This is a genomic window from Arachidicoccus rhizosphaerae (genome assembly GCF_900107765.1).
GTDB classification, from domain to species: domain Bacteria; phylum Bacteroidota; class Bacteroidia; order Chitinophagales; family Chitinophagaceae; genus Arachidicoccus; species Arachidicoccus rhizosphaerae.
The window spans coordinates 51,507-72,971 of the sequence record NZ_FNQY01000011.1; the positions used below are offsets into that span (position 1 = coordinate 51,507).

Annotated in this window: 23 protein-coding genes; 7 read left to right on the forward strand and 16 right to left on the reverse strand. The window is 46.7% G+C overall.

The annotated features are described in order from the left end of the window. Window positions 1–57 precede the first annotated feature (57 nt). The 5 genes from trmD to BLU80_RS10740 form a co-directional block, all read right to left on the reverse strand. Window positions 58–735: a tRNA (guanosine(37)-N1)-methyltransferase TrmD gene (gene trmD, locus BLU80_RS10720; RefSeq protein ID WP_091397909.1), complete on the reverse strand. Its 678-nt coding sequence runs from the start codon at window positions 733–735 to the stop codon at window positions 58–60. Window positions 736–776: 41 nt separating this feature from the next. Beyond that, the gene (locus BLU80_RS10725; RefSeq protein ID WP_091397912.1) at window positions 777–1,292 is read right to left on the reverse strand and encodes a YcxB family protein; all 516 of its coding nucleotides are present in this window, start codon (window positions 1,290–1,292) and stop codon (window positions 777–779) included. A 10-nt stretch (window positions 1,293–1,302) separates the two neighbouring features. Continuing rightward, window positions 1,303–2,118 (reverse strand): subclass B1 metallo-beta-lactamase, encoded by an 816-nt coding sequence (gene bla, locus BLU80_RS10730; protein WP_091397915.1) that lies wholly within the window; start codon window positions 2,116–2,118, stop codon window positions 1,303–1,305. Between the two features lie 51 nt (window positions 2,119–2,169). Further along, window positions 2,170–2,565: an RNA-binding S4 domain-containing protein gene (locus BLU80_RS10735; protein ID WP_091397918.1), complete on the reverse strand. Its 396-nt coding sequence runs from the start codon at window positions 2,563–2,565 to the stop codon at window positions 2,170–2,172. A 106-nt stretch (window positions 2,566–2,671) separates the two neighbouring features. Continuing rightward, the gene (locus tag BLU80_RS10740) at window positions 2,672–4,042 is read right to left on the reverse strand and encodes a dipeptidase (RefSeq protein ID WP_091397921.1); all 1,371 of its coding nucleotides are present in this window, start codon (window positions 4,040–4,042) and stop codon (window positions 2,672–2,674) included. A gap of 34 nt (window positions 4,043–4,076) precedes the next feature. On the opposite strand from BLU80_RS10740, the gene BLU80_RS10745 reads away from it, so the two are divergent. Next, window positions 4,077–4,283 (forward strand): hypothetical protein, encoded by a 207-nt coding sequence (locus BLU80_RS10745; RefSeq protein ID WP_091397926.1) that lies wholly within the window; start codon window positions 4,077–4,079, stop codon window positions 4,281–4,283. Window positions 4,284–4,421: 138 nt separating this feature from the next. On the opposite strand, the gene BLU80_RS10750 is transcribed toward BLU80_RS10745, so the two are convergent. The 3 genes from BLU80_RS10750 to BLU80_RS10760 form a co-directional block, all read right to left on the reverse strand. Beyond that, window positions 4,422–5,405, reverse strand: a complete 984-nt coding sequence (locus BLU80_RS10750; protein WP_170831210.1) for a cation diffusion facilitator family transporter — start codon at window positions 5,403–5,405, stop codon at window positions 4,422–4,424. Between the two features lie 35 nt (window positions 5,406–5,440). Then, a complete protein-coding gene (locus tag BLU80_RS10755) occupies window positions 5,441–6,910 on the reverse strand; it encodes an LptF/LptG family permease (RefSeq protein WP_091397933.1) in 1,470 nt (489 codons plus the stop codon). Window positions 6,911–7,058: 148 nt separating this feature from the next. Beyond that, window positions 7,059–7,442, reverse strand: a complete 384-nt coding sequence (locus BLU80_RS10760) for an START-like domain-containing protein (protein WP_091397936.1) — start codon at window positions 7,440–7,442, stop codon at window positions 7,059–7,061. Between the two features lie 539 nt (window positions 7,443–7,981). On the opposite strand from BLU80_RS10760, the gene BLU80_RS10765 reads away from it, so the two are divergent. From BLU80_RS10765 to BLU80_RS10780, 4 genes are all read left to right on the forward strand, one after another. Further along, a complete protein-coding gene (locus BLU80_RS10765; RefSeq protein ID WP_091397939.1) occupies window positions 7,982–9,508 on the forward strand; it encodes a GH3 auxin-responsive promoter family protein in 1,527 nt (508 codons plus the stop codon). Between the two features lie 37 nt (window positions 9,509–9,545). Then, complete coding sequence (locus BLU80_RS10770; RefSeq protein ID WP_091397942.1) at window positions 9,546–9,809, forward strand: hypothetical protein; 264 nt, start codon at window positions 9,546–9,548, stop codon at window positions 9,807–9,809. Between the two features lie 217 nt (window positions 9,810–10,026). Further along, window positions 10,027–10,782 (forward strand): 3-oxoacyl-[acyl-carrier-protein] reductase, encoded by a 756-nt coding sequence (fabG, locus tag BLU80_RS10775; protein ID WP_091397945.1) that lies wholly within the window; start codon window positions 10,027–10,029, stop codon window positions 10,780–10,782. 58 nt (window positions 10,783–10,840) lie between these two features. Next, entirely contained in the window at window positions 10,841–11,476 is a 636-nt protein-coding gene (locus BLU80_RS10780; protein ID WP_091397948.1) for a carbonic anhydrase, read from the forward strand. A gap of 139 nt (window positions 11,477–11,615) precedes the next feature. Here the strand turns inward: BLU80_RS10780 and BLU80_RS10785 are convergent, their stop codons facing one another. Beyond that, a complete protein-coding gene (locus BLU80_RS10785; protein ID WP_091397953.1) occupies window positions 11,616–12,182 on the reverse strand; it encodes a hypothetical protein in 567 nt (188 codons plus the stop codon). 169 nt (window positions 12,183–12,351) lie between these two features. Beyond that, window positions 12,352–13,539 (reverse strand): aspartate aminotransferase family protein, encoded by a 1,188-nt coding sequence (locus BLU80_RS10790; RefSeq protein WP_091397956.1) that lies wholly within the window; start codon window positions 13,537–13,539, stop codon window positions 12,352–12,354. A gap of 192 nt (window positions 13,540–13,731) precedes the next feature. Here BLU80_RS10790 and rnhA point away from each other — a divergent pair, with 192 nt between their 5' ends. Continuing rightward, window positions 13,732–14,211, forward strand: coding sequence for a ribonuclease HI (gene rnhA / locus BLU80_RS10795; RefSeq protein ID WP_091397959.1), 480 nt, complete (start codon window positions 13,732–13,734; stop codon window positions 14,209–14,211). 87 nt (window positions 14,212–14,298) lie between these two features. Here the strand turns inward: rnhA and rsmI are convergent, their stop codons facing one another. From rsmI to BLU80_RS10820, 4 genes are all read right to left on the reverse strand, one after another. Next, complete coding sequence (gene rsmI / locus BLU80_RS10800; protein ID WP_091397962.1) at window positions 14,299–14,964, reverse strand: 16S rRNA (cytidine(1402)-2'-O)-methyltransferase; 666 nt, start codon at window positions 14,962–14,964, stop codon at window positions 14,299–14,301. 40 nt (window positions 14,965–15,004) lie between these two features. Beyond that, the gene (gene purS, locus BLU80_RS10805; protein WP_091397965.1) at window positions 15,005–15,253 is read right to left on the reverse strand and encodes a phosphoribosylformylglycinamidine synthase subunit PurS; all 249 of its coding nucleotides are present in this window, start codon (window positions 15,251–15,253) and stop codon (window positions 15,005–15,007) included. A gap of 87 nt (window positions 15,254–15,340) precedes the next feature. Continuing rightward, a complete protein-coding gene (locus BLU80_RS19720) occupies window positions 15,341–16,192 on the reverse strand; it encodes an NUDIX domain-containing protein (RefSeq protein ID WP_211481816.1) in 852 nt (283 codons plus the stop codon). Window positions 16,193–16,250: 58 nt separating this feature from the next. Next, window positions 16,251–17,264 carry an SPFH domain-containing protein gene (locus tag BLU80_RS10820; protein ID WP_091397968.1) on the reverse strand — a complete coding sequence of 338 codons (1,014 nt, stop codon included), beginning with the start codon at window positions 17,262–17,264 and terminating at the stop codon, window positions 16,251–16,253. Between the two features lie 35 nt (window positions 17,265–17,299). Between BLU80_RS10820 and BLU80_RS10825 the strand changes: the two genes are divergently transcribed. Beyond that, a complete protein-coding gene (locus BLU80_RS10825; RefSeq protein ID WP_091397971.1) occupies window positions 17,300–18,004 on the forward strand; it encodes a 2-C-methyl-D-erythritol 4-phosphate cytidylyltransferase in 705 nt (234 codons plus the stop codon). A gap of 55 nt (window positions 18,005–18,059) precedes the next feature. Here BLU80_RS10825 and BLU80_RS10830 read toward each other — a convergent pair whose 3' ends face one another. Both BLU80_RS10830 and BLU80_RS10835 read right to left on the reverse strand, forming a co-directional pair. Beyond that, window positions 18,060–19,034 (reverse strand): hypothetical protein, encoded by a 975-nt coding sequence (locus BLU80_RS10830; protein WP_091397973.1) that lies wholly within the window; start codon window positions 19,032–19,034, stop codon window positions 18,060–18,062. 21 nt (window positions 19,035–19,055) lie between these two features. Next, the gene (locus BLU80_RS10835; RefSeq protein WP_091397975.1) at window positions 19,056–21,455 is read right to left on the reverse strand and encodes a hypothetical protein; all 2,400 of its coding nucleotides are present in this window, start codon (window positions 21,453–21,455) and stop codon (window positions 19,056–19,058) included. Between the last annotated feature and the right edge of the window lie 10 nt (window positions 21,456–21,465).

Consider the following 21,465-nt stretch of genomic DNA (forward strand, 5'->3'; position numbering starts at 1 on the left):
CTGCCAAAATTAAGACAGGAATTATGCTAAACTTCGCCTCTGACTGATCTTAACTTTTTATTCATCCAATAAATCAGGCCGGCGCGTCCTTGTCCTTTCAACTGCCTGATTATAACGCCATTCATCGATAATTTTCGGATTACCGCTCAATAGCACTTCCGGCACCTTCCAGCCTTTAAATTCCGCGGGACGGGTATAAACCGGCGGCGCCAGCAGGCCGTCCTGAAAGGAATCCGTCAGAGCGGAGGTTTCATCTCCCAGTACGCCCGGCAGTAAGCGGCCGATGGCGTCTATCACCACCGCTGCGGCCAGTTCCCCTCCACTTAGCACATAATCGCCGATGGAGATCTCTCTGGTTACATAATGTTCCCTGATTCTTTCATCAATGCCTTTATAGTGTCCGCAGATAATCAACAAACGCTCTTGTAAGGAAAGCGTATTCGCAGTTTTCTGTTCAAACCTGGGACCGTCAGGCGTCATATAAATGATCTCGTCATAAGGCCCGTCCTTGGTGAGGTGCTCGATGGCATTTACCAGCGGTTCACACATCATCACCATGCCCGCTCCCCCGCCGAACTGATAGTCATCCACCTGGCCATATTTATTTAAGGCCCACTGGCGTAAATTATGCAATTTGACCGTCAGTAACCCTTTTTCCTGCGCGCGCTTCATAATACTGTGCGACAAAGGGCTTTCTAATAAATCAGGCTGAACGGTAATAACATCAATATGCATGGTCCCAACTATTAATTTTTTATCGAAGTCCGAGTGAACGACTATTTTTTTGTTTTTTGATCAATAACCGGAGATTGCATCGCCACCCTGTCTTCAATAAACTGTATCTGATCAGGCTGAAGGTCTTTTAATTTCAGAAAATAGGCCGCCCGGTTATATCCAAAAAGCAGCAGATAATCCCTGGTCTTTTCCGTTTTCCCAAAATCTCCCCAGGCAAAGGTAGAACGATTTGAACTGGCATCAAGCGTTAGTCCCTGATCATTAAAATTATATTCAATGGGACCCTGCAGACCCAGACTGGAAGCATAAATCTTTTTAGCCCTGATCCAGATAAGAATCGGAAACAGCACCAGGCCGTAAATACTGAAAGCCAGTAAAAATAACTGTACGTTTTCGGAGAGCAGACTTTTTACAAAAAACCGGACGATGGACAAAATCAGCAGCAGTATCCCCATCATGGTAATGATCTGATAGAGCCGCTGCCGGTAGCTCAGCCGTAAAAAAAGTTTGCAATACTCAGTTTTTGTCAGTTGTGTCGTGACTTTAAATGAAGCCATATATTTTTTATTATTTTTTACGAGTTGTTCCCTGCAAGGCAGTATTTACCAGATCAATGGTATGATCCAGTGACGCTAAACTCCGCCAGCTTCCGTGTCCTACAATAATATAGCGTGGATGGGGATAGCGCTTTTTCACTTTCCGTGCATTGGCCGCCCAAACCTGTATATTCGCATCTCCCAGATTCCCTAAATTGCGATCCGATATACTTTTTATAAAACAGCCACCATAGAGTATCTTTTCCTTAGGTAGCCAGACAACTATATTATCGGGTGCATGGCCCGGGCCTGGGTAAAATGTTTGAAGTCTTCGTCCGCCCAGATTAAATACCGTGTCTGCTGCCATTAAATATTTGGGCCGGGGCATCTGATGGAGCTGACATAAAGAATCCGTCATTTTGGTGGCATAAGTAGGGATACCTATGGCTCCATATTCTTTTAAGGCACCGGACCTGTCTTCATGAAAATGGGTGGCCAGGCAGGCGACCACTTTTTGATGATGCCGATGCCAGATACTATCCAGTAAAGGAAGCCGGTCCTTGGGGTCCCAGGGTCCGTCAATAATAACAGCGCCTTTGGGCGTGAGTACATACAGGCCGTTGGCGGGGTAATACTGTCCGTTAAAAGAACCGTAACTGGTAAATACATACACACTGTCCGATAAGGCGCTGATCTGAAACGGCCCTTTTTGACTAAGCTGGGCCCTGGCCATACCGGGCGCCATTAAGAGCCCTGCGCAAAGACATAGCCCCATCCAAATCAAAGGTCTTAAAAGAAAGCGCTTATTTGCGGTTTCCGGATTATATATACCGGGTAATTGTACCATCTTGTCGTTTTCTCCATATGTTATTTAATAAATATCCTGACGGAGGATCACCTAGGCCTCTTCAGGTCCGCCGTCCAAAAACTCATCAATATCCCGGCGATCTCTTTTAGTTGGCCTGCCCACTTTACTCAGCCTTTTACCGGTATGGAAACTGGCCGCCTCAAAATGAACCTTATCCAGGGCTTCGGGCGGGGTGATATCCTTATAAAACTTAATGGCTTCGCTATACGCCACTCTTTTGGGCAAAAACCCGGTCACTTCAATTACCCATTTACGAGCCTCTGATCGCACTTCATACACATCGCCGATGTTTACCGGTTTTGAGGCTTTCATATTCTGACCGTGCAGCTTAACCTTGCCTTTATCACAGGCGTCCGCTGCCTGACTTCTGGTCTTAAACAGACGGATGGCCCACAGATATTTATCAATTCTTAATTTTTCATCCATAATATGCTGATTACTTACCTGCTTTATAAAACAAAAATCGGACAGTCGGCCCTAAATTCCAAAGGATTTAAAGCCGGCTGTCCGCCAGGGGCTTTAGAACAGCCGCTTACTTTTTCAGTTCAGCGTAGAACTTATGAAAATAAGGGATGGTCTCAATGCCTTTGTAATAATTCTCCAGATTGTATTTTTCATTTGGGCTGTGTAAGTTATCACTATCCAGTCCAAAGCCCATAAAGATGGTTTTACAATTTAAAATCGACTCAAATAAAGTAGTGATCGGGATACTGCCACCCCCTCTTACCGGAATCGGCGATTTGCCAAATGTCGCTTCAATCGCTTTCTCTGCCGCTTTGTATTCAACACTGTCAATCGGCGTCACATACGGGTTTCCGCCATGATGAACAATGACTTTTAAAGTCACGCAGTCAGGGGTGATTTTTTCCAGGTGCCTGGTTAAAAGACCGGTAATCTTGTGATGGTCCTGTCCGGGTACCAGTCGGCAACTGATCTTCGCATGTGCCTTGCTTGGCAGCACCGTTTTAGAGCCTTCCCCCTGATAACCGCCCCAGATACCGTTGAGCTCCAGTGTCGGCCGGATACCGGTTCTCTCCAGCGTTGTATATCCCTTTTCACCCCAAAGGGCCTTGACTCCCTGTTCTTTTTTATACGCCTCTTCATCATAAGGTGCCTGATTGATTTTGGCTCTTTCTTCCCTGGACAACTCTTTCACATCATCATAGAATCCGGGAATGGTGATATGATTATTTTCGTCATGCAAAGAGGCAATCATCTGCGCTAAAATAGTGATTGGATTAGCGACAGCCCCGCCATAGACACCGCTATGGAGGTCACGGTCCGGACCGGTTACCTCTACCTCAATATAACTTAAACCACGCACACCTGTATCCAGGCTAGGCGTATCCAGGCTGATCATAGCAGTATCAGAGATCAGCACAACGTCTGCTTTAAGCAGATCTTTATGGGCCTCCATAAAAATACCCAGGTTCTCAGAACCCACTTCTTCCTCTCCTTCGATCAAAAATTTAATATTTAAAGGAACAGAATTCGTCTTTACCATGGTCTCCAGGGCTTTGACATGCATATAAAATTGCCCTTTATCATCAGCAGAGCCACGTGCAAAAATTTTACCATCCTTGATCACCGGCTCAAAAGGACCGCTGTGCCACAATTCTAAAGGCTCCACCGGTTGTACATCATAGTGTCCGTAAACCAGTACGGTGGGCTTTGACGGGTCGGTTATCAGTTCACCATAAACAACCGGATGCCCTTTGGTAGGATGAATCTCTGCTTTACCGGCTCCAGCCTCTTCCAGGCGTTTTTTAACCAGTTCAGCGCAGCTCATCATATCAGCCTTGTTCTCGGGTTTGGCGCTGATGCTGGGGATGCGTAATAATTCCAGTAATTCATCCAGAAAACGCTGTTCATTTTCCTTCTGAAATGTTTTCCATTCTTGCATAAAATCGTTTTATCTGTTTGTTTTCTAATATTAAATGGCAGGGAGCAAAAACTGCCGGATAGCCCGTGAACTGGTCGTCATGATGCTCAGCTATCCGGTTGTAGCCGGTGCATCCAGGGCAAAAATTCTGCCCAAAAGATCCGGACTGATTTCTGCTTTGCCGGCCTCAAAGGTACCTATTCTTGGCAGATTACCAATAAGCGTTAGTATTGAACTGTCCTGTAGGTTCTTCAAGGTGTAGTTAAAAGCATTAAACTACTGATTACCAGTAAAGTAAATGCTCTTCGCAGACCGGTAAATTACCATCCTGTTAACACAGTAAAAAAGCGAAACTTTGTATTTGTTTTTTTAGCCAAGGCAATGGGAATTTGTTTACCTGCTAACTGGTATGCTGGGCATTATTTAAGATATTATCCAGGGTCCAGGGCAGTTTTTCCTTAAAGGGATGCACCCTGACCGGACAGTCCTGTTTGGTACAAATCGGACAGCTGGCCGGTTTACAGTCGTCATAATGCACAAACATCTCAATGGAGTCCCCGAACTGAGAGCTGATGAGTTTTGAAAACACATCCAGTTCTTTATGCGCTTCTCTTAAATCCAGGTACCAGGGCAGGGTCAGATGACAGTCTACATGCAGCAGGGCGCCGTATTTTATCACCCGCAGGTTATGGATGTCTATCCAGTCAGGTCTTCTGTTCTCATTCAACAGCCCCACCATCGTCCTAAGTAAATCCATATCCGCCTCATCCATAATGCCGGCAAGAGATTTACGCAAAATGTGATAGCCGTTAAAAAGTACCAGGATACCCATCCCTAATGCAATCAGTTTATCCAGCCAGTTAATCCCGGTAAAATAAATCACCAACAGACCCGCTACGATTCCCAGTGTTGAATAGGTATCTACCTGCAGATGCGTACCACTGGAAACAATCGCCAGGGATTTGTTTTTCCGACCCTGGCCGATGCAGATCCAGCCCGCTATATAATTGATGACGGCAGTAATGACCACCAGGATCAAACCCTGATCAAGGTCTTCCAGCGGACTCTTGTTGACAAAACCGGTTATGGTCTGATACAAAATCAGAATGCCGGCACCGATAATCAGTGCCCCTTCCGCTGCCGCTGAAATAAATTCCGCTTTACCATGTCCGTAGGGATGATCCTTATCTTTAGGTTTAGCCGCAATATAAAGACTATATAAGCCGATAAAGCCTGCCATGACATTTACAATACTTTCCAGGGCATCTGATAATATGGCCACGGAATTAGTCATATACCAGGCAAATATTTTTATCAGGAAAAGCACCACGGAAAGGCCGCAAATCCAGCGCTGTATCCTATAATTTTGTCTTGCTGCCTCCATAATGATTCAATTGGGTTAAAGTCACTCATCCCCTTTTATGCCGGATCCACTGCGATATCCTGACCCTTTTTCTTTTTAAAAAAGGATCTTACTTTTTTAAAAAATCTAAAATAAGCTTCATTATTAAAGAGCTGAGAGTCACGCATGGCCTTAATGGTCAAAAACAGCCCTATGGGAAATAATACAAAGGAAGAAAGCCACATACCGGTAAAGCAGGAAACGACGCCCTGTTTGGCCAGGCGCTCCCCGATGGTATTGAGCAGATAAAACAGGACAAAAAATATAATGGAAAAGACCAGAGGAGATCCCAGTCCGCCTTTGCGGATAATGGAACCCAGCGGGGCACCAATCATAAAAAGTAAGATACAGGCGACGGACAAAGTAAATTTGCGGTACATCTCAATATAATGGGAGCGGATACTGCCCTGTAAATCCTTAAAATCCTTGGCAGCCATATCGATATTATTAGAGGCCGAGCTAATCTGGCTCAGGGCACTGGTAATAGCCGCGCGTTTAACCGAATCAGAGAGCGTGCTTAAATACACCTCGTCCGGATCCTTGGATAAGTACTTAGGCAAGACCACCTTTTGTTTAGACCAGCTGCTGTCCAGGTATCTGGAGGTAGCCAGATAGGGTCGCATTAAAATCCGGGTTCTTTTCTGATATCCCTTTGCCAGCCCTTCCAAGGAATCAATGGCCGGCACCAGCTGCCGGTAAGTCAGCATTCTTGGATTATACTTAAAGGAATTTTCGTCCGTTTTATTCAGCTTGAAACTGGACATATCAAAACTCTTTCTATAAGTCTTAAAAGACATTCTTACAAACTGGGTATTGCTTCCGTACCTGGGACCTGACTCCTCATAACGGTGACCATCCTTTAAGGTAAAATCCATCGTCAGTTTGTCCGGGCTCATTTCCATGGTGCCTTCTTTGGCGGTCAGCAGGTTGTCCTGGATATCATGATTTTTTTCGTAAATCACCACATCGCCGATATGTTTACTGTCTTTATCCTTTTTACCCACCCGGATAACAAAGCCCTCAATCTTATCATAAAAACTGCCCACTTTGATATTGAGCGCCGGCTTGGAGGAAATAATATCAAACATCAGGCGGTCCTTTTTCAGGTTCACCACCGGGATGATGTTGTTGGCAAACAAATAAGCCACCCCGCTTAAGCCGATGGCCACGACCAGTAAAGGGCGCATAAATCTTTCCAGTGAAATCCCCGCCGATTTAATAGCGACCAGTTCAAAAGACTCCCCCAGCTTCCCGAAAGTCATAATGGAGGACAGCAGCAAGGATAAGGGTAAGGCCAGGGGCACAATAGTGGCCGTAATAAAGCCGATCAGCTTCATCACCACAAAAAAATCGAGTCCTTTTCCCACCAGATCATCAATCCACAACCAAAACACCTGCATCACCAACACAAAATTGGAGATCAGAAATGTGGCGATAAAGGGTCCGACAAAGGACCTGATAATGAGTTTATCTAGCTTTTTGATCATGAATCTTTCCAGGATATACTTTACAGGGCTCAAAAATAAGCAAAGCAGGCCGTGAATCAGGAAATTTATCCAAAAATTGACGTTAACCCTGGGTTCCGGCGACAAAAAAACCTGCTTTCAGAGCAGGTTTTTCTCATAATCATTAAGATTAGCTTCCTAATCTGTGGAACAGCTCCTTTACCTGGTGCTCCCACATCATGGACTCGTCTTTAATATCATTTTTTTCTGCAAAAGCACTGACCGTAAGTATGGTTTGATTTGAAACTTCTGCTGTATCAATTTTAAATTCAAAATATTCCTTCGGATCTTCATGCAACCAACTATATCTGATACTGACATTTTCTTCTGCAGCGACCACTTTAGCCTTCTCAGGCTTTCCGCCGCCCCAGGTGAAACTGAAAACGCCTTCGCGCTGATCTACCAGATCAGCAAACCATTCCTGTAACCCTGCTGGAGTAGCCAAAAAGCTATATAAGATATTTGGAGAGCAACGAACCGGAAATTCAATTGAATATAATTGCCTCTTTGCCATTACAATAAACTTTACATGAACAATGATGGTTGCAATAATAAAAAATAAATGACCAAATCAGCCAATTTTTAAAATTATTCTCTAATTTTTTTTAACACTATTTCTAAATATATTGATAACAAACATGTTATAAAGAAATTAGATTGAAAATCCCCACAATTTCCAAGAACTTTGTTAAGATATAATATCCGCCGGCCTTATAAGGCGGCAAAAATCCCAGAAAATCTGACAAAGGGAAGCTTTAAAATAGATCATTATTTTTTATCTTCGACCAGGCAGGCCGTCCGGTGGCAGAAAATGTGTACAGATTTCAAATAGCCTTGCCAGCCTTGAAAAGACCGGGTCCAATGCGTAGCCCCTTGTTTCAGGACGATTGAATACCAGAGTTATAAGCAGAGCCGTTCACTCATTTGAACATGGATGTATAGATTAAATATTGCGGCAAAGGATACCCGGCATACTCCCGAGCCCTGAAAAATATATTTTTTACACTATTTTTACCCAAAAAGGGAACCAAGGGTAGCGCCAAACAAGTATCTATGAAGATTTTCAGTCCGACCATATCAAGACTTGCGAGACTCAGGCACTGGCGTATCGAAGAATGGATGGCCAGTCCGGTTGCCATCCAAAGAGAAGTACTGCAGGACCTGGTAACGCATGGCCAGAATACGATATTTGGCAGAAAGTACGGCTTTCAGGGGCTATTCGGCACCCGTCAGTTCAAAGCAGCCGTCCCCATCCATGAATACCCGGATATAAAACCCTATATTGACCGGATCATGCAGGGTGAAGAAAATGTATTATGGAATACGCCGGTTAACTGGTTTGCCAAATCCAGCGGCACGACCACAGATAAAAGCAAATTTATTCCCATTACGACCGAGAGTCTGGAAAACTGCCACTACCAGGCGGCTAAAGATGTGCTGACCCTGCATTACCATAACCAGCCGGAGAGCGATTTACTGACCGGCAAGGGCCTGGTCATCGGCGGCTCCCATCAGGTCAGTCAGCTCAATGAAGAAATCTTCTACGGAGACCTCAGCGCTGTTTTATTACAAAACACGCCTTTTTGGGGACAGTGGCTCCGCACGCCAGAACTGTCCATAGCACTCATGGATGAATGGGAGGCCAAACTGGAAGCGCTGGCCCAGTCCACCATCAAAGAAGATGTCACTTCCATATCCGGCGTACCGACCTGGACACTGATTTTGCTGAAAAGAATTTTAGAGATCACGGGCAAACAAACCATAAAGGAAGTCTGGCCGAACCTCGAGCTCTATATGCACGGAGGCGTTTCTTTCACCCCCTACCGGGAGCAGTTTCAGCAACTGTTGGGCAACCATGTTTCTTATCTGGAAATGTATAATGCAAGTGAAGGCTTTTTTGCCGTTCAGGATATACCGGGTGGTGACGGTATGTTACTGTTACTCAATCATGGCATTTTCTATGAGTTTATGCCCATTGAGGAATATGGCAAAGCGGATCCCAAAACCATCGGCCTGAGAGATGTGGAACTGCATAAAAACTATGCGCCGGTCATCTCCACCAACGGCGGTCTCTGGCGCTATTTACTGGGAGATACCATTCAGTTTACCTCTTTATTTCCTTTCCGGATAAAAGTCAGTGGCAGGATCCGGCATTTTATCAATGCATTCGGGGAAGAGCTGATTGTAGACAATGCGGACCAGGCCATCGACCATGCCTGTCATGAGCTCAACTGTCAGATCGCAGAATATACGGCCGCACCGATTTACTTCAGCGATCATGGCAACGGTGCCCATGAATGGCTCATCGAGTTTGAAAAAGCCCCGGAGGATATGGACCGTTTTACAGACTTGCTGGATCAAAAACTGCAACAGCTCAACAGCGATTATGAAGCCAAACGCCACAAAAGCATCGCGCTGGGCCTGCCTGTCATCCGCAAAGTTCCGCCCCGCACCTTCAACAGATGGCTGAAAAGTAAAAACAAACTGGGCGGACAGCATAAAGTGCCCCGGCTCAGCAATGACAGAAAATATATAGAAGAAATTGACTGTTTACTGGCAGCAAAACAGACACTCGTATAACCCGGCTGCTACTTTCCAAAAGAAGTATTTAAAAAAAATGAATCCAACAGAGAAAAAAAAGCGTGTTAAAGACCCCAGAGAGAATAAATATCAGATAGGCATTATCGTATCACTGATTTTCATGATTATTTATGGCTATTCCCTATACATTGCCGTCAGGCTTGGCAGGACCACCAAGATATACATGAATGGTGGTATCATGTTTGGCTGGTTTCTGCTCTGCCTGTACTGGCTAAGACAACTGGGCCTGCTGCATAAGCAAAACCAAAGTAATCAGGATCTTCCGGATGATCAGAAATAAGCCATAAAATCATTCGCTAAGTCGCTCATTTTTAATTCAAAAATCATATTCGACCCCAGGGTCCGGGCTAAAGCCGATTCGAATGGAGCCATTTAGCGCAATATCCCTTAAATTTGAGCCGGATTTGAGCGGATTTAAACAGCGCCTTCACCCGCGCTGTATGAAACCTTTTATTCATAAGCAAAACAGTAAACATACAACTTAACGATTATCGTCCATGAGTTTATTAAAAGATAAAGTAGCGATTATAACAGGTGCCGCGCGTGGTATCGGAGAAGCCATCGCCTTAAAATTTGCCGAGCAGGGAGCAAATATTGCTTTCACCTATGTCAGTGACTCCAGCAAAGAAAAGGCAGAAGCCTTAACTGAAAAATTAAAAACCTACGGTGTACAGGCAAAAGCCTGGCAAAGCAATGCGGCTGATTTCAGTGCGGCTGAACAATTTGTCGCTGAAGTCGTGGAAACCTTTGGCAAAGTAGACATCTGTGTTAATAATGCAGGTATCAGCAAGGATAACCTCCTGCTCAGGTTAACGCCTGATCAGTGGCAGTCCGTCATTGAAACCAACCTGAACAGCATTTACAATATGACCAAACAGGTCATCCGTCCCATGATGAAAGCAAAGGCCGGATCTATTATCAATATGAGCTCCGTGGTTGGCCTTTCAGGCAACGCCGGGCAGAGCAGCTACGCTGCTTCCAAAGCAGGCATTATCGGCTTTACAAAATCCATCGCCCAGGAACTGGGCAGCAGAAATATCCGCTGCAATGCCATTGCACCCGGCTTTATTGAGACCGACATGACACATTATCTGAAAGATAATCCCGCAGGAGAGGCCTATCTGAAAAGCATTCCTTTGGGCAGGTTCGGAAAGGCAGAGGAAATTGCCAATACCGCATTATTTTTAGGTTCGGATCTGAGCTCCTATATCACCGGGCAGGTCATCAGTGCCTGTGGCGGTATGCATATGTAATTTTTTAAAATCGGGCCCGTGCCCGATTTTTTTTACCGGATTCTAATTTTTAGGCAATATGGAAATCATCAGAAAAGTCTTGCAAAACAATAAGGATTGGGCAGAAAAGGTCGCCCAAAGTGACCCGGAGTTTTTTAAGGACCTGGCAAAAGTGCAGAATCCGGAAATCCTCTGGATTGGCTGCAGCGATTCCAGAGTCCCGGCAGACCGGATTACAGGCACCATCCCGGGAGAGATCTTTGTACACCGTAATATTGCCAATCTCGTCATTCACACGGATGTCAACTTTTTAAGTGTGCTGGATTATGCAGTCAGGCATCTGCATGTAAGGCACGTAGTGGTTTGCGGTCATTACGGCTGCGGCGGCGTGGGAGCCGCGCTCTCCAATCATAACGTTGACCTGGTGCTTAATATGTGGCTTCGCCAGATAAAGGATGTGTACATGCTGTATGAACAGGAGCTCAGCGCCATCACGGATCCCACACAAAAGGCCAACAGGCTGGTTGAACTCAATGTCATTGAACAGGTAAAACACCTGGCCAAGACCTCCATTATCCAAAGAGCCTGGAAACATGAACAAATTCCTCATTTGCATGGCTGGGTATACGGACTGGATAACGGTAAAATAAATACGATCTGCGAGATGCATCCCGGCGAAGCGCTGGATCCCATCTACCAATATGACGACCTGTAATTCCTGATGGCATTTTTAAAATAACAGTCCCCCTGCGCTGCCTATACATGCATGAGTATGATAGACAGGTAGAGGGACTTTTTTTGCCCTACATGCTCTTTTGCTGTCCTATGTGACCCTCTTTTATTTTGGTCACCCCTTAATACAATGGTGTCTGCGGTTCAGCCATATAGGTTTCCACCCAATGCATAAAATCGGAGAATGGGCCATGCATTTTATTGGTGGCATCATCCAGCGTTGTATTATGCAGTAAGGACCCAACCTGTAACTCCGCAGGCAGCCTGGTTAATATAGCCATGCGCTGACTGGTCATATAAGACTTGACTTCTTTGCCTGTCGCATTAGCGCCAATGGCGCTTTTAATTTCCAGTACTGCTTTTTGGGCGACGGCATATAAATGCTGCCGTATGACACTGGTCGCACACTTGGTATAATCAGCAATTCTTTTTTCCAGTTTTACCGGATACTTATGAAAAATAATCTCCAGCCAGGTCCTGTTCATTTTAGGCATTAAGAGCTTACCCGCATCCTGTTCTTCTCTGGTAAACTGGTAAATGCCGGCAAGCACAGAACTTACACAGGCCTGATCCAGTTTTTCCGGATGGAATGCATGATCTGAAGATTCACTGACCTGATGATTGGGGTTTTCTTTTTCCAGCCTGGCAAATGCCAGGTGGCGCTGTACGGATTCAATGAGATTTGCCATAACATCTAGATTTAGCGTGAGAGCAAAATCGCTACTGTGAAAATACAATTTTCATAAGAAGCCGGGTGTTAACGGAGCGCCAAAACCTAACAATAGATAGTTTTTAACAGGACACAAACAATGGAATATTGTATATTGATTGTCAACAATTTAAAACACACACGCTTCTTTAAACGCCTGCTTTTTCAATGGAAAGGAGGATTTTGTCACAAACTTCTTCCAGCTGTTTTTCCGTGATAATCAAAGGCGGCCCGATTCTTAAGCCGGCAGGGTTAAATAAGAACCAGTCTGCTATTAAACCTGCCTGAATACACTGGTCAATGACTTTCTTATTGGTCTCAAAATCCGCAAATTCCAGACAGGCCCACAGACCGGCGGTGCGCAATTTTTTAATCGCCGGATGGCGAAGCTTGCTTTTAAGAACCTTTTCTTTGGCAGCCACCCCGGCTATATAGTCTCCTTCTAAAAGCACCTCTAGCGCCGCCAGACCGGCAGCGCAGCTGACCGGATGGCCCCCGAAGGTGGTGATATGACCCAGTACCGGGTTATAGGTCAGCTGACGCATCAGCTTTTTATCGGCGATAAAGGCGCCCAGCGGCATCCCTCCGCCTAAAGCCTTGGCCAGCAATAATATATCCGGCACAGTCCCGTACTTTTCAAAGGCAAATAAATGCCCGGTTCTGCCAAAACCGGCCTGGATTTCATCAAAAATCAATAAGGTGCCCGTCCTGGTACATTTTTCTCTGATGGCCGTGATCCAGTCCGGATCCGGGCGGATAATACCCGCCTCCGCCTGTACGGTTTCCATAATCACACAGGCCGTATCTTCATCAATGGCTTCGAGCGCCACGGGATCATTAAAGCGGTGATGGTAGATACCCGGCAATAAAGGCCTGAAACTCTGCCTGAAATATTCATCGCCGATCAGACTCAGGGCTCCCTGCGTGGAGCCGTGATAGCTATTATCAAAACAAATCATTTTACTGCGGCCGGTCACTCTTTTGGCCAGTTTCATAGCGCCTTCCACCGCCTCCGCGCCGCTATTGGTAAAATAAACACAGTTTAAAGAGTCCGGCAATAGGTCCGTTAATTTTTTAGCGTACCTGACCTGCGGGGTCTGGATAAATTCTCCATACACAATCAGGTGCATGTAGGCCGTGATCTGCTTTTCAATGGCAGCCAGCACCTGAGGGTGACCGTGCCCGATATTACAGACACTAAAGCCGGAGATTAAATCCACATAGGCTTTACCGTCCACATCATACTGATAAATGCCTTTAGCGGATACCATCTCAAGACCCATGGGGGCGTCAGAGGTCTGGGCCACATGCTGTAAAAATAATGCTCTGTTATTCATCTGCTTCTAATATATGTACGCAAGGGGGAGTCTTTTATGCTGTAATAAATCCTGCCCGCCCTTACCGGGTACAAAATTACAAATAGTTATCTCAGTTGTGGCAGCAAACTGTTAATTGCGGAAAAAGCCGTTCTGGTATTATTTCTCCCCAACACAAAAAATAGCCCTGATATCTGCTATCTTCGCGCCCATATGGCAGAACTGATTATATACACAGACGGCGCGTCCAGGGGCAATCCCGGACCGGGAGGCTATGGCATTGTGATGATGTTCGGACCGCATGTCAAGGAATTTTCTGCCGGATTCAGGAAGACCACCAATAACCGGATGGAGCTGTTAGCCGTTATTGTTGCCCTGGAATCGCTGACCAAAAGACAGATCCCCGTAAAAATATATACCGACAGCAAATACGTGGTGGACAGCGTGGAGAAAAAATGGCTGAATGGATGGCTCAGGACAAATTTCAGCGGAGGTAAGAAAAACAAAGACCTGTGGCTCAGATATGCAGCCATCTCCCGGGAATTTACCGTAAAGTTTCATTGGGTGAAGGGGCACGCCGACAATCCTTATAATAACCGCTGTGATCTGCTGGCGACTCAGGCAGCGGATAATAAAGCAGCCCTTGGTATAGATCACGGCTATGAGGCGGAGGCGCCAAAATTAAACCTGTAAGCCCTATTTTAAGACACAAAACCCCTATCTGCTGACAGCATCAGGATTTGCGGTCTTATCAGACCCGACGGGTAATAAAAAGTAAAGTCAGGATTTCCCCTGGACAATCAGAACGATTTCTCCTTTTACGCCGGCCTCCTGGTAGTGGGCATGCACCTCTAGCAGGCTTCCCCGGAAGGTTTCTTCATATAGCTTGCTGATTTCTCTACTCACACTGCAGGGCCGCTCGGCACCAAAATAACCGATCATCTCCTGCAGGGTCTTTACCAGCCGCATCGGGCTTTCGTAAAATACCATGGTCCTGGTTTCCTCCGCCAGTTGTTTCATTAAGGTCTGACGACCTTTTTTAAGCGGCAGAAAGCCTTCAAAACAAAAACGGTTACAGGGAATACCGCTACTCACCAGGGCGGGCACAAAGGCCGTCGCGCCAGGCAGGGTCTCTACCCGGACACCTCTTTGTGCACAGGCACGTACGAGTAAAAAAGCAGGATCAGAAATACCGGGAGTGCCTGCATCGGTAATCAGTGCCATTTTTGTACCGGCAGCCAGCTGATCCACCAGGCGTTCCACAATCTTATGCTCATTATGCATATGATAGGATACGGTCTGCTTCTGGATCCCATAGTGTTGCAGGAGTCTACCCGAGGTCCGGGTATCCTCACACAGGATAAGATCGCTTGCCTGCAGCACTTCAATGCTGCGCAGCGTCATATCCTTTAGGTTTCCAACAGGGGTAGGTACGATATAAAGCATAATCAACCAATGCTAATGGAGATAAGATGGCCGTGCCATCTTATCCAACCACCTCAATTTCAAAGAATTCCATTACAGGATTGGCTAAGAGCTTAGTGGCAGTCGTTTCAGCAATCTGCTTTGCCGCTTCAGCTGACTCCGCTTCGATTTCCAGGGTGATATGCTTACCGATACGGATATCATTGACACTTTTGATCCCCAGGTTCACCAGGCCGCCCATGACGGCTTTACCCTGCGGGTCCAATAAATCCTTTAAAGGCATAACATTTATCTGTACATGATAGGTCATAACTAACAAAATTTTGAAGGGCAAAGGTAATTTAAAAAATCGCTTTATGGATGCCTGCCGCCCTTAATTATTATATGGGCGGAGCCGTCACCCCTGCTCCCGGTGCACCCGTGCGGGGGAAAAAGCCGGCAGACAGACACTCCAGTATTCACAGGGCTCTTTAAAAGGATTGCTATAACGGACTTTGGCCCCTTTGGAGACCCACAGGCTCTGCCCGGCCTCGAGCGTCAGCACCTCATCATTTACCGCTACCTGCTTTTTACCCGAGCTGACCAGGGTCCATTCATCAAATTCAGGCCACTGGGCAGGCTCTGACCAGCCGGCGGGAGCTACCATATGGGCGATGCTGATATCCGTCCTTCTGGTAGAAGCGCCGCCAAAATGCTCCTCGATAAGTTTGCCGTCCGTTGTGGGCACCCTAAAAGGAGTTGTCTGCAGAAAATAAGCCGCCGGTTGTTTGGATCCGCCATCAATAGGCGGCCGGTTTTGTAAGATCAGCCGGATAACCGCCTGATCAATAGGTAAAGACATCAGGTTTTCATCCAGATCCTGCCAGCTGACCCACCGAAATGACTCGGTGTCCCTTTCTGGAGCGCGCAGCTCCGCCCCTTCAAAATCAAAAGGTTTTGTATGGGTTTTTAATCCTGTAATGTCCTGATCCGGGCAGTGTACCCAGTAATAAATAGAGATGATCTGCTGAGCAGCACTAAAGGCCGACATCTGGTAAAAATCCGTGGTATACAGATGCGCTCCGATCTGCACATCCAGGCCTGTCTCTTCTTTAAATTCTCTTTTCAGACAATCCCTGGTGCCCTCCCCCAGTTCCAGACCGCCACCGGGTAGTTTGGTATAAAAAGCGCCTTTGATATATTCGTCACTCACCAGCAGTCTGCCCTGATGGATTAAGACGCCGTATACTCTGACATTAAATTCGTTCATTTTTCTTTCCTGTTGCTTTAACTGCGGCTGCAGTAGTATTTGTTTTAACCTGGGCACATTAAGGGTGAACCGGAGGCGGATTCTGACTAAAGCCCGGATTGCCGGAAGGGCCTTTTATCCTTGCCCCGGAGCCGGATGAGGGCCCGCCGGGCACCTGCTGCTCATGCATATGCATCATGGCCATCAGTTCTTTCATGGTTCTTTGCATCCCATCGGCACTCCCGTCTAAAAAGATAATATTCCCCTTACCGTATTCCGCAAAATTCTGGATGGCTTCCGTCCACATGCTGAACAGGATTACATTGGTATCCAGATTCGCCTGTTTCATTTGTTCGGCCGCGTCACTCATCCCACGGGCTACTTCCTCCCTAAAAAGCGCCACCCCCTGACCTCTTAATTTGGCGGCTTCTCTTTCTGCCTCGGCAGAAATTTTAATGGCATTCCCGTCTGCTTCCGCCGCCTTGGTCTTGGTAATTAAAAGCGCCTGACCTTCATTTTCTGCCGCAGCCTTCAGGTTATTGCTGGCCACGACCTTACTCATGGACTCCATGATCACTTTATCGAAGGTGATATCATTGATCTGCAGATCCAGTAAATGATAGCCCCATTCCTCCAGCACCTGATCCACTTCCAGTTTGACTGAGCCTACAATATCCCTGCGCAGCGCCAGAATCTCTGCCTGCTTCTTGGTGGCTACATAGGAGCGGACATTCCCCTCAATGGTTCTGACCAGGGCCTGCATCAGCTCCCGGTCATTAATAAACTTAAAAGCCACTTTCTGGATGGTCTCCGCATCGGCACTCATAACGGCGTACAGTAACATGGTCTTAAAATACACGTTCGCCTGATCAGAGGTGACCGCCTGGAACTCCATTTCAATAGAGCGGTTCTGGATACTGATCCTTTTATAGATTCTCTCCAGTAGCGGGATTTTAAAGTTAAGGCCCGCCGGTAAAATGCGCCGGTATTTGCCAAACATGGTTACAACAGCAATCGATCCTTGGTTTACACTGACAAGCCCGCTTAAAATAATGATTAACAGTACTACCAGTACAACATAAAGTGGTATCATCGTATTTTTTTCTGAAAGTTAGGTACTTTTGACCTATGGACAAAATTGCGATTATCGTGGCGGCCGGCTCCGGTACCAGAATGGGCTCAGATATCCCCAAACAGTTTTTGCCCCTCAAGGGCAAAGCTGTTATTTTACATACCATCGAGGCCTTTATTAAAGCGGTGCCGGGTATTCAGATACGTCTGGTATTGCCGCCTTCCATGGTGGCATATGGTCAAAGCCTGATAGAGGGAATGCCGTATCAGGGCCAGGTAACCCTGATTAACGGAGGCAATAGCAGGTTCAGTTCTGTAGCCAGCGGCCTTGCCAGCGTCCCGGAAAACAGCCTGGTGGCTATCCATGACGGCGTACGTTGCCTGATTACGCCGGCGCTGATAAACCGCTGCTTTGAGGCAGCGCAGGCTTTCGGGTCGGCCATTCCTGTGACCCCTGTCACAGACAGCCTGAGAGAAGTTTCCGTGGAGGGTAATCATCCAACAGATGCCGTTTCCAAAGCCCTGGACAGAGTGAACATCAGACTTGTCCAGACGCCGCAGACTTTTAAAACCAGTCTGATTCAGGCGGCCTTCAGCCAACAGGAGCAGCCGGGATTTACCGATGAGGCTTCCGTGGCAGAAGCTGCCGGTAAGCAGGTACATTTAGTGGAAGGGGACCCGGAAAACATTAAGATTACCAGACCCGTTGATCTGATACTTGCCGCTGCCATACTGGATCAGAGAACAGCGCAGGATAATTAAATCAGCATTAAATCCGTAAGCCTGCTTAACTACTCAGCAGTAAAACAAAGAAATTTTATTTTTTCAGCCGTTGTAAAGGCCAGGGTAAGTGATTAAAATGATACAGATAATATGGACGGTTGACGGCCCCGAAACTTTCAATAAAAGTCTGTACGCCGCTCAGCGCGGAACCCATAAAATCAAAGATCAAAGGCTGCCCCCCGTATGTTTCCATTAAATAATCCAGGGCAAAAACAGTGGCCTGTTGCTTTCTGCCTTCCGGAGTGGCAGCTGTCATAAATTTATAAATACGGCTGTCGTCTTTTGCGTAAATACCTCTCAAAAGCACTTCTTTACTATCTGAGCGCTGTACCTGATATCCCTTAAAATGCGCTTTTCCAAAAGCCGTTTCCAGCAGTTGTAGACATCTTTTAAAATCTGTTGGCAGTTGGATATCTTCTTTATCCTTTAAAAGTTCTGCGTAGGCCGTTACCGCCTGCCGCGCTTCAAGCGGAGAGACCCTTAACAGCGCCTGTTTTTTTATCCGGCTTAATCGACTTTTCACCGTGCGGTGATAGCCTGCCATTATTTTATCATAGCCCTGTTCCAGATCAATTTCATAATTAGGCGCCGCCTTCAGGGCGCCGCCATACAGAGATTGTTTTTGCTTCGTTGCATCCGGGAAGAAAACACCGTTGTGATGATTAAAACAGATATCTCCATATCTTATAAACCGGTGAAGGGTTTTAAAAATTTCTTTGCTGAATGCGTCCCTCCGCTTTTGATCCGGCAGTTCCAGGGCAAGAGGATCTCCCATCAGTCCCAGCTGGCGGACAAATGCGGGTGCACATACATAACGAATCCCGAACTTTGACCGGATAATCAAGGGCATCACGGCCCGGTAGTCACCCACAACCAGACCGCTCCAGCCGGGAGTCATCTGCTGCAGGTATTCATAAAAGGCAAACAGACTTCCTCCCTTAGATGTGCGAACCCTGTGGTTCCATTTGTCTTTGTCAATATCCCCTGAAGAAATTATCCTGATATCCATCTGTTACTGCTTTGAGCGGCATTACCAATTCAGATCCGGTTGCAGCCTTTTGGGTAAAAGACGCTCCAGGTTAATGGAAAAACGAAGCCTTTGGGCAAAGCCTCCCAGATCTCCCATAGACTTATAGGTATCTTTGTAAATCTTGCTGTAGAGTACCGGCATATATATCGTTACCGCCTCTTTTAAAACACTGACCTGCAGGCCGGCGTCATATAAAAAGCGGCCGGCCGCCGGGTTTTCCGACCATAAGCCGCTATAAGTCCCCAGATCTAAAAATACCCGGACAGGCATTTTAAAGGGCAATACAGAGAAAGGATTTATACCGGCCGGGATATCGGAAGTCAGGTTAATGGCCGCCAGCCAGTCATCTGTCTGCCCTACCGGATCTGATAAATAAGGCGTGGAGACTTTAAAAAAACCGCCACCCGTTGTCATCTGCTGACTCATCCAGCCCTGGTAAGCACTGCGGCCTATAAAATAATCGCTATAGGTAAAGTCTTCTTTGCCGACTGGACCGCTCAGATTAAAAAAATAATTTTGAAGATTATAACTGCTTTGAATGTTTTTATCCTCCAGATAGAAGAATTTACCGGCGTAACCCCTGATGGCAAGGCCTGCCCCGGAAGCGTCATAATTTAAAAAATAATCTCCCCGGACCGCCAGGCGCAGGAACTGATCCGTACCCTGCAGCACAGCGTTTACCGCATATGGATAAAGCACCCTGTCGTTATTAAAACCGCCGCTTAATTCACCGATGGTCGTGGTTGTTTTATGAATGCTGAGCTGATCCTCACTGGCAAACCAGCTATCCTTATTTAATATATATGCCCTGGCCGACAATGACCAGGTCTTATCCGAATCATGATGGTCCGGCATCCATTTATACCTAAGAGACGGCACGATTCTTAACAGCCGCATATCTGCGCCCTTAATCATGGCGCCTGTCCCGTCGGAAAAATCACTATAGGCATTGAACCCGTAACGGGACGCCGTGACACTGATCTGCCACTTATCAAAGGGACGCCTTGCCGTATAACTTAATTTACCCAGACCGCTGAGCGTATGATCATGCGTACTGTATAAAGGAGCCAGTAAAAAATTAAAAGCGGTGGACGGCAGTCCGTAGTTATGAATCAGCACCCCTGGCATCCATTTGTCATAATCATTATATCCCAGGGCGGGACTGAAGCTCAGATAGCGGTAAATATCCGCCTGTCTGGCGTTGAATAAAAAAGCAGGCTTTAAAGGCTTTGGACCGGAGCTATACGCACCTATGCGGGCGGCTGTCATCTCCGCCCATAGGCTATCCGGGCGGGCGGGCCTTTTGCCTTTGAGCGGACCCGGTAAAAGCCGCTCAAAAAACTGCCCGGGATCCGTAGTATAAGCAGCTGCATCTTGATCCTGATCCTGATCTTTATTTCGATTTCGGTTCAGATCCGGATTGAAATTAGGTCCTGCAGTAATACCGCCGTTTTCAAGGCTGCCGCCTTGCTGTAGCAAGGCTAATGCCCCGTGGGGATCCATGGTAAAATGATAACTTCCCTGGTTACCGGCACTCCTGTTCAGTTCACCATTACCAGTAGGCTCCAGCTTTTGCCCGTCCAGATAAAGGGCCGCCTCCGAAGGGATCATCAGATGTATTTCAGCCTGCGCTAGCCGGTCTCCGGTCTTTTCTATTTGAATAAACCAGTCTTTCAGATAACTTACGCCGTCTGTATAGCCCAGATCTTTAATTCTTTGGGGTAAACGAAGCGTAAAAGGCGTCTCCAACAGGATACTGTCCCCCGGTAGCAGTGGCGCGGGCAGCGTTAACATCAGCAGCTCTTTGGTACCGGACGTTGTCAGATCAGAGAGCTGCAATGACGCCTGGTTATGGATACCACTTTTTCCCTGCAAAGAAATATTCAGTCCGCTGATACCGCCCAGTTGATCCGGGCCTGCAAAATACAGTCTTGTATCTCTTTGCTTTAACAGATCTTCTGCCAGCCGGGTACTATCGCTGCTGTAGCCGTTAGGGTACAGCCTTAGCATAAGGTTACGTACCGGTCGCGCGCCCATATTCACCATCTGAATACGTTCCATGACATCCAGCTGATGGGGGCGGATAGTTCCGGCAGCACCCGTTGGTTCATACCTGGCATAAATTATATAGCGAACCTGCAGGCCCTTTTCCAATGCCTCTTCTATGGACGGCTGACCGGGCCTCAATTGTCCTTTGGTCTTAAGAGCTGACTGCGCCCGGGCAGACAAAAAAAACACCTGCAGACTTAACAGTAAAAGCAGGGGCAAGCCTCCGGCTTTAGGCCATAACCGGGCCACTTTTTTGTAGGCGGAAGAGCTCTTTACAGCACCTGATACCACTTGCTGTATTCTCTTTGCCAATGCCTTGCCATCTGTATGGATCCATTCCCTTGTTGTCACAGTCGTAGTT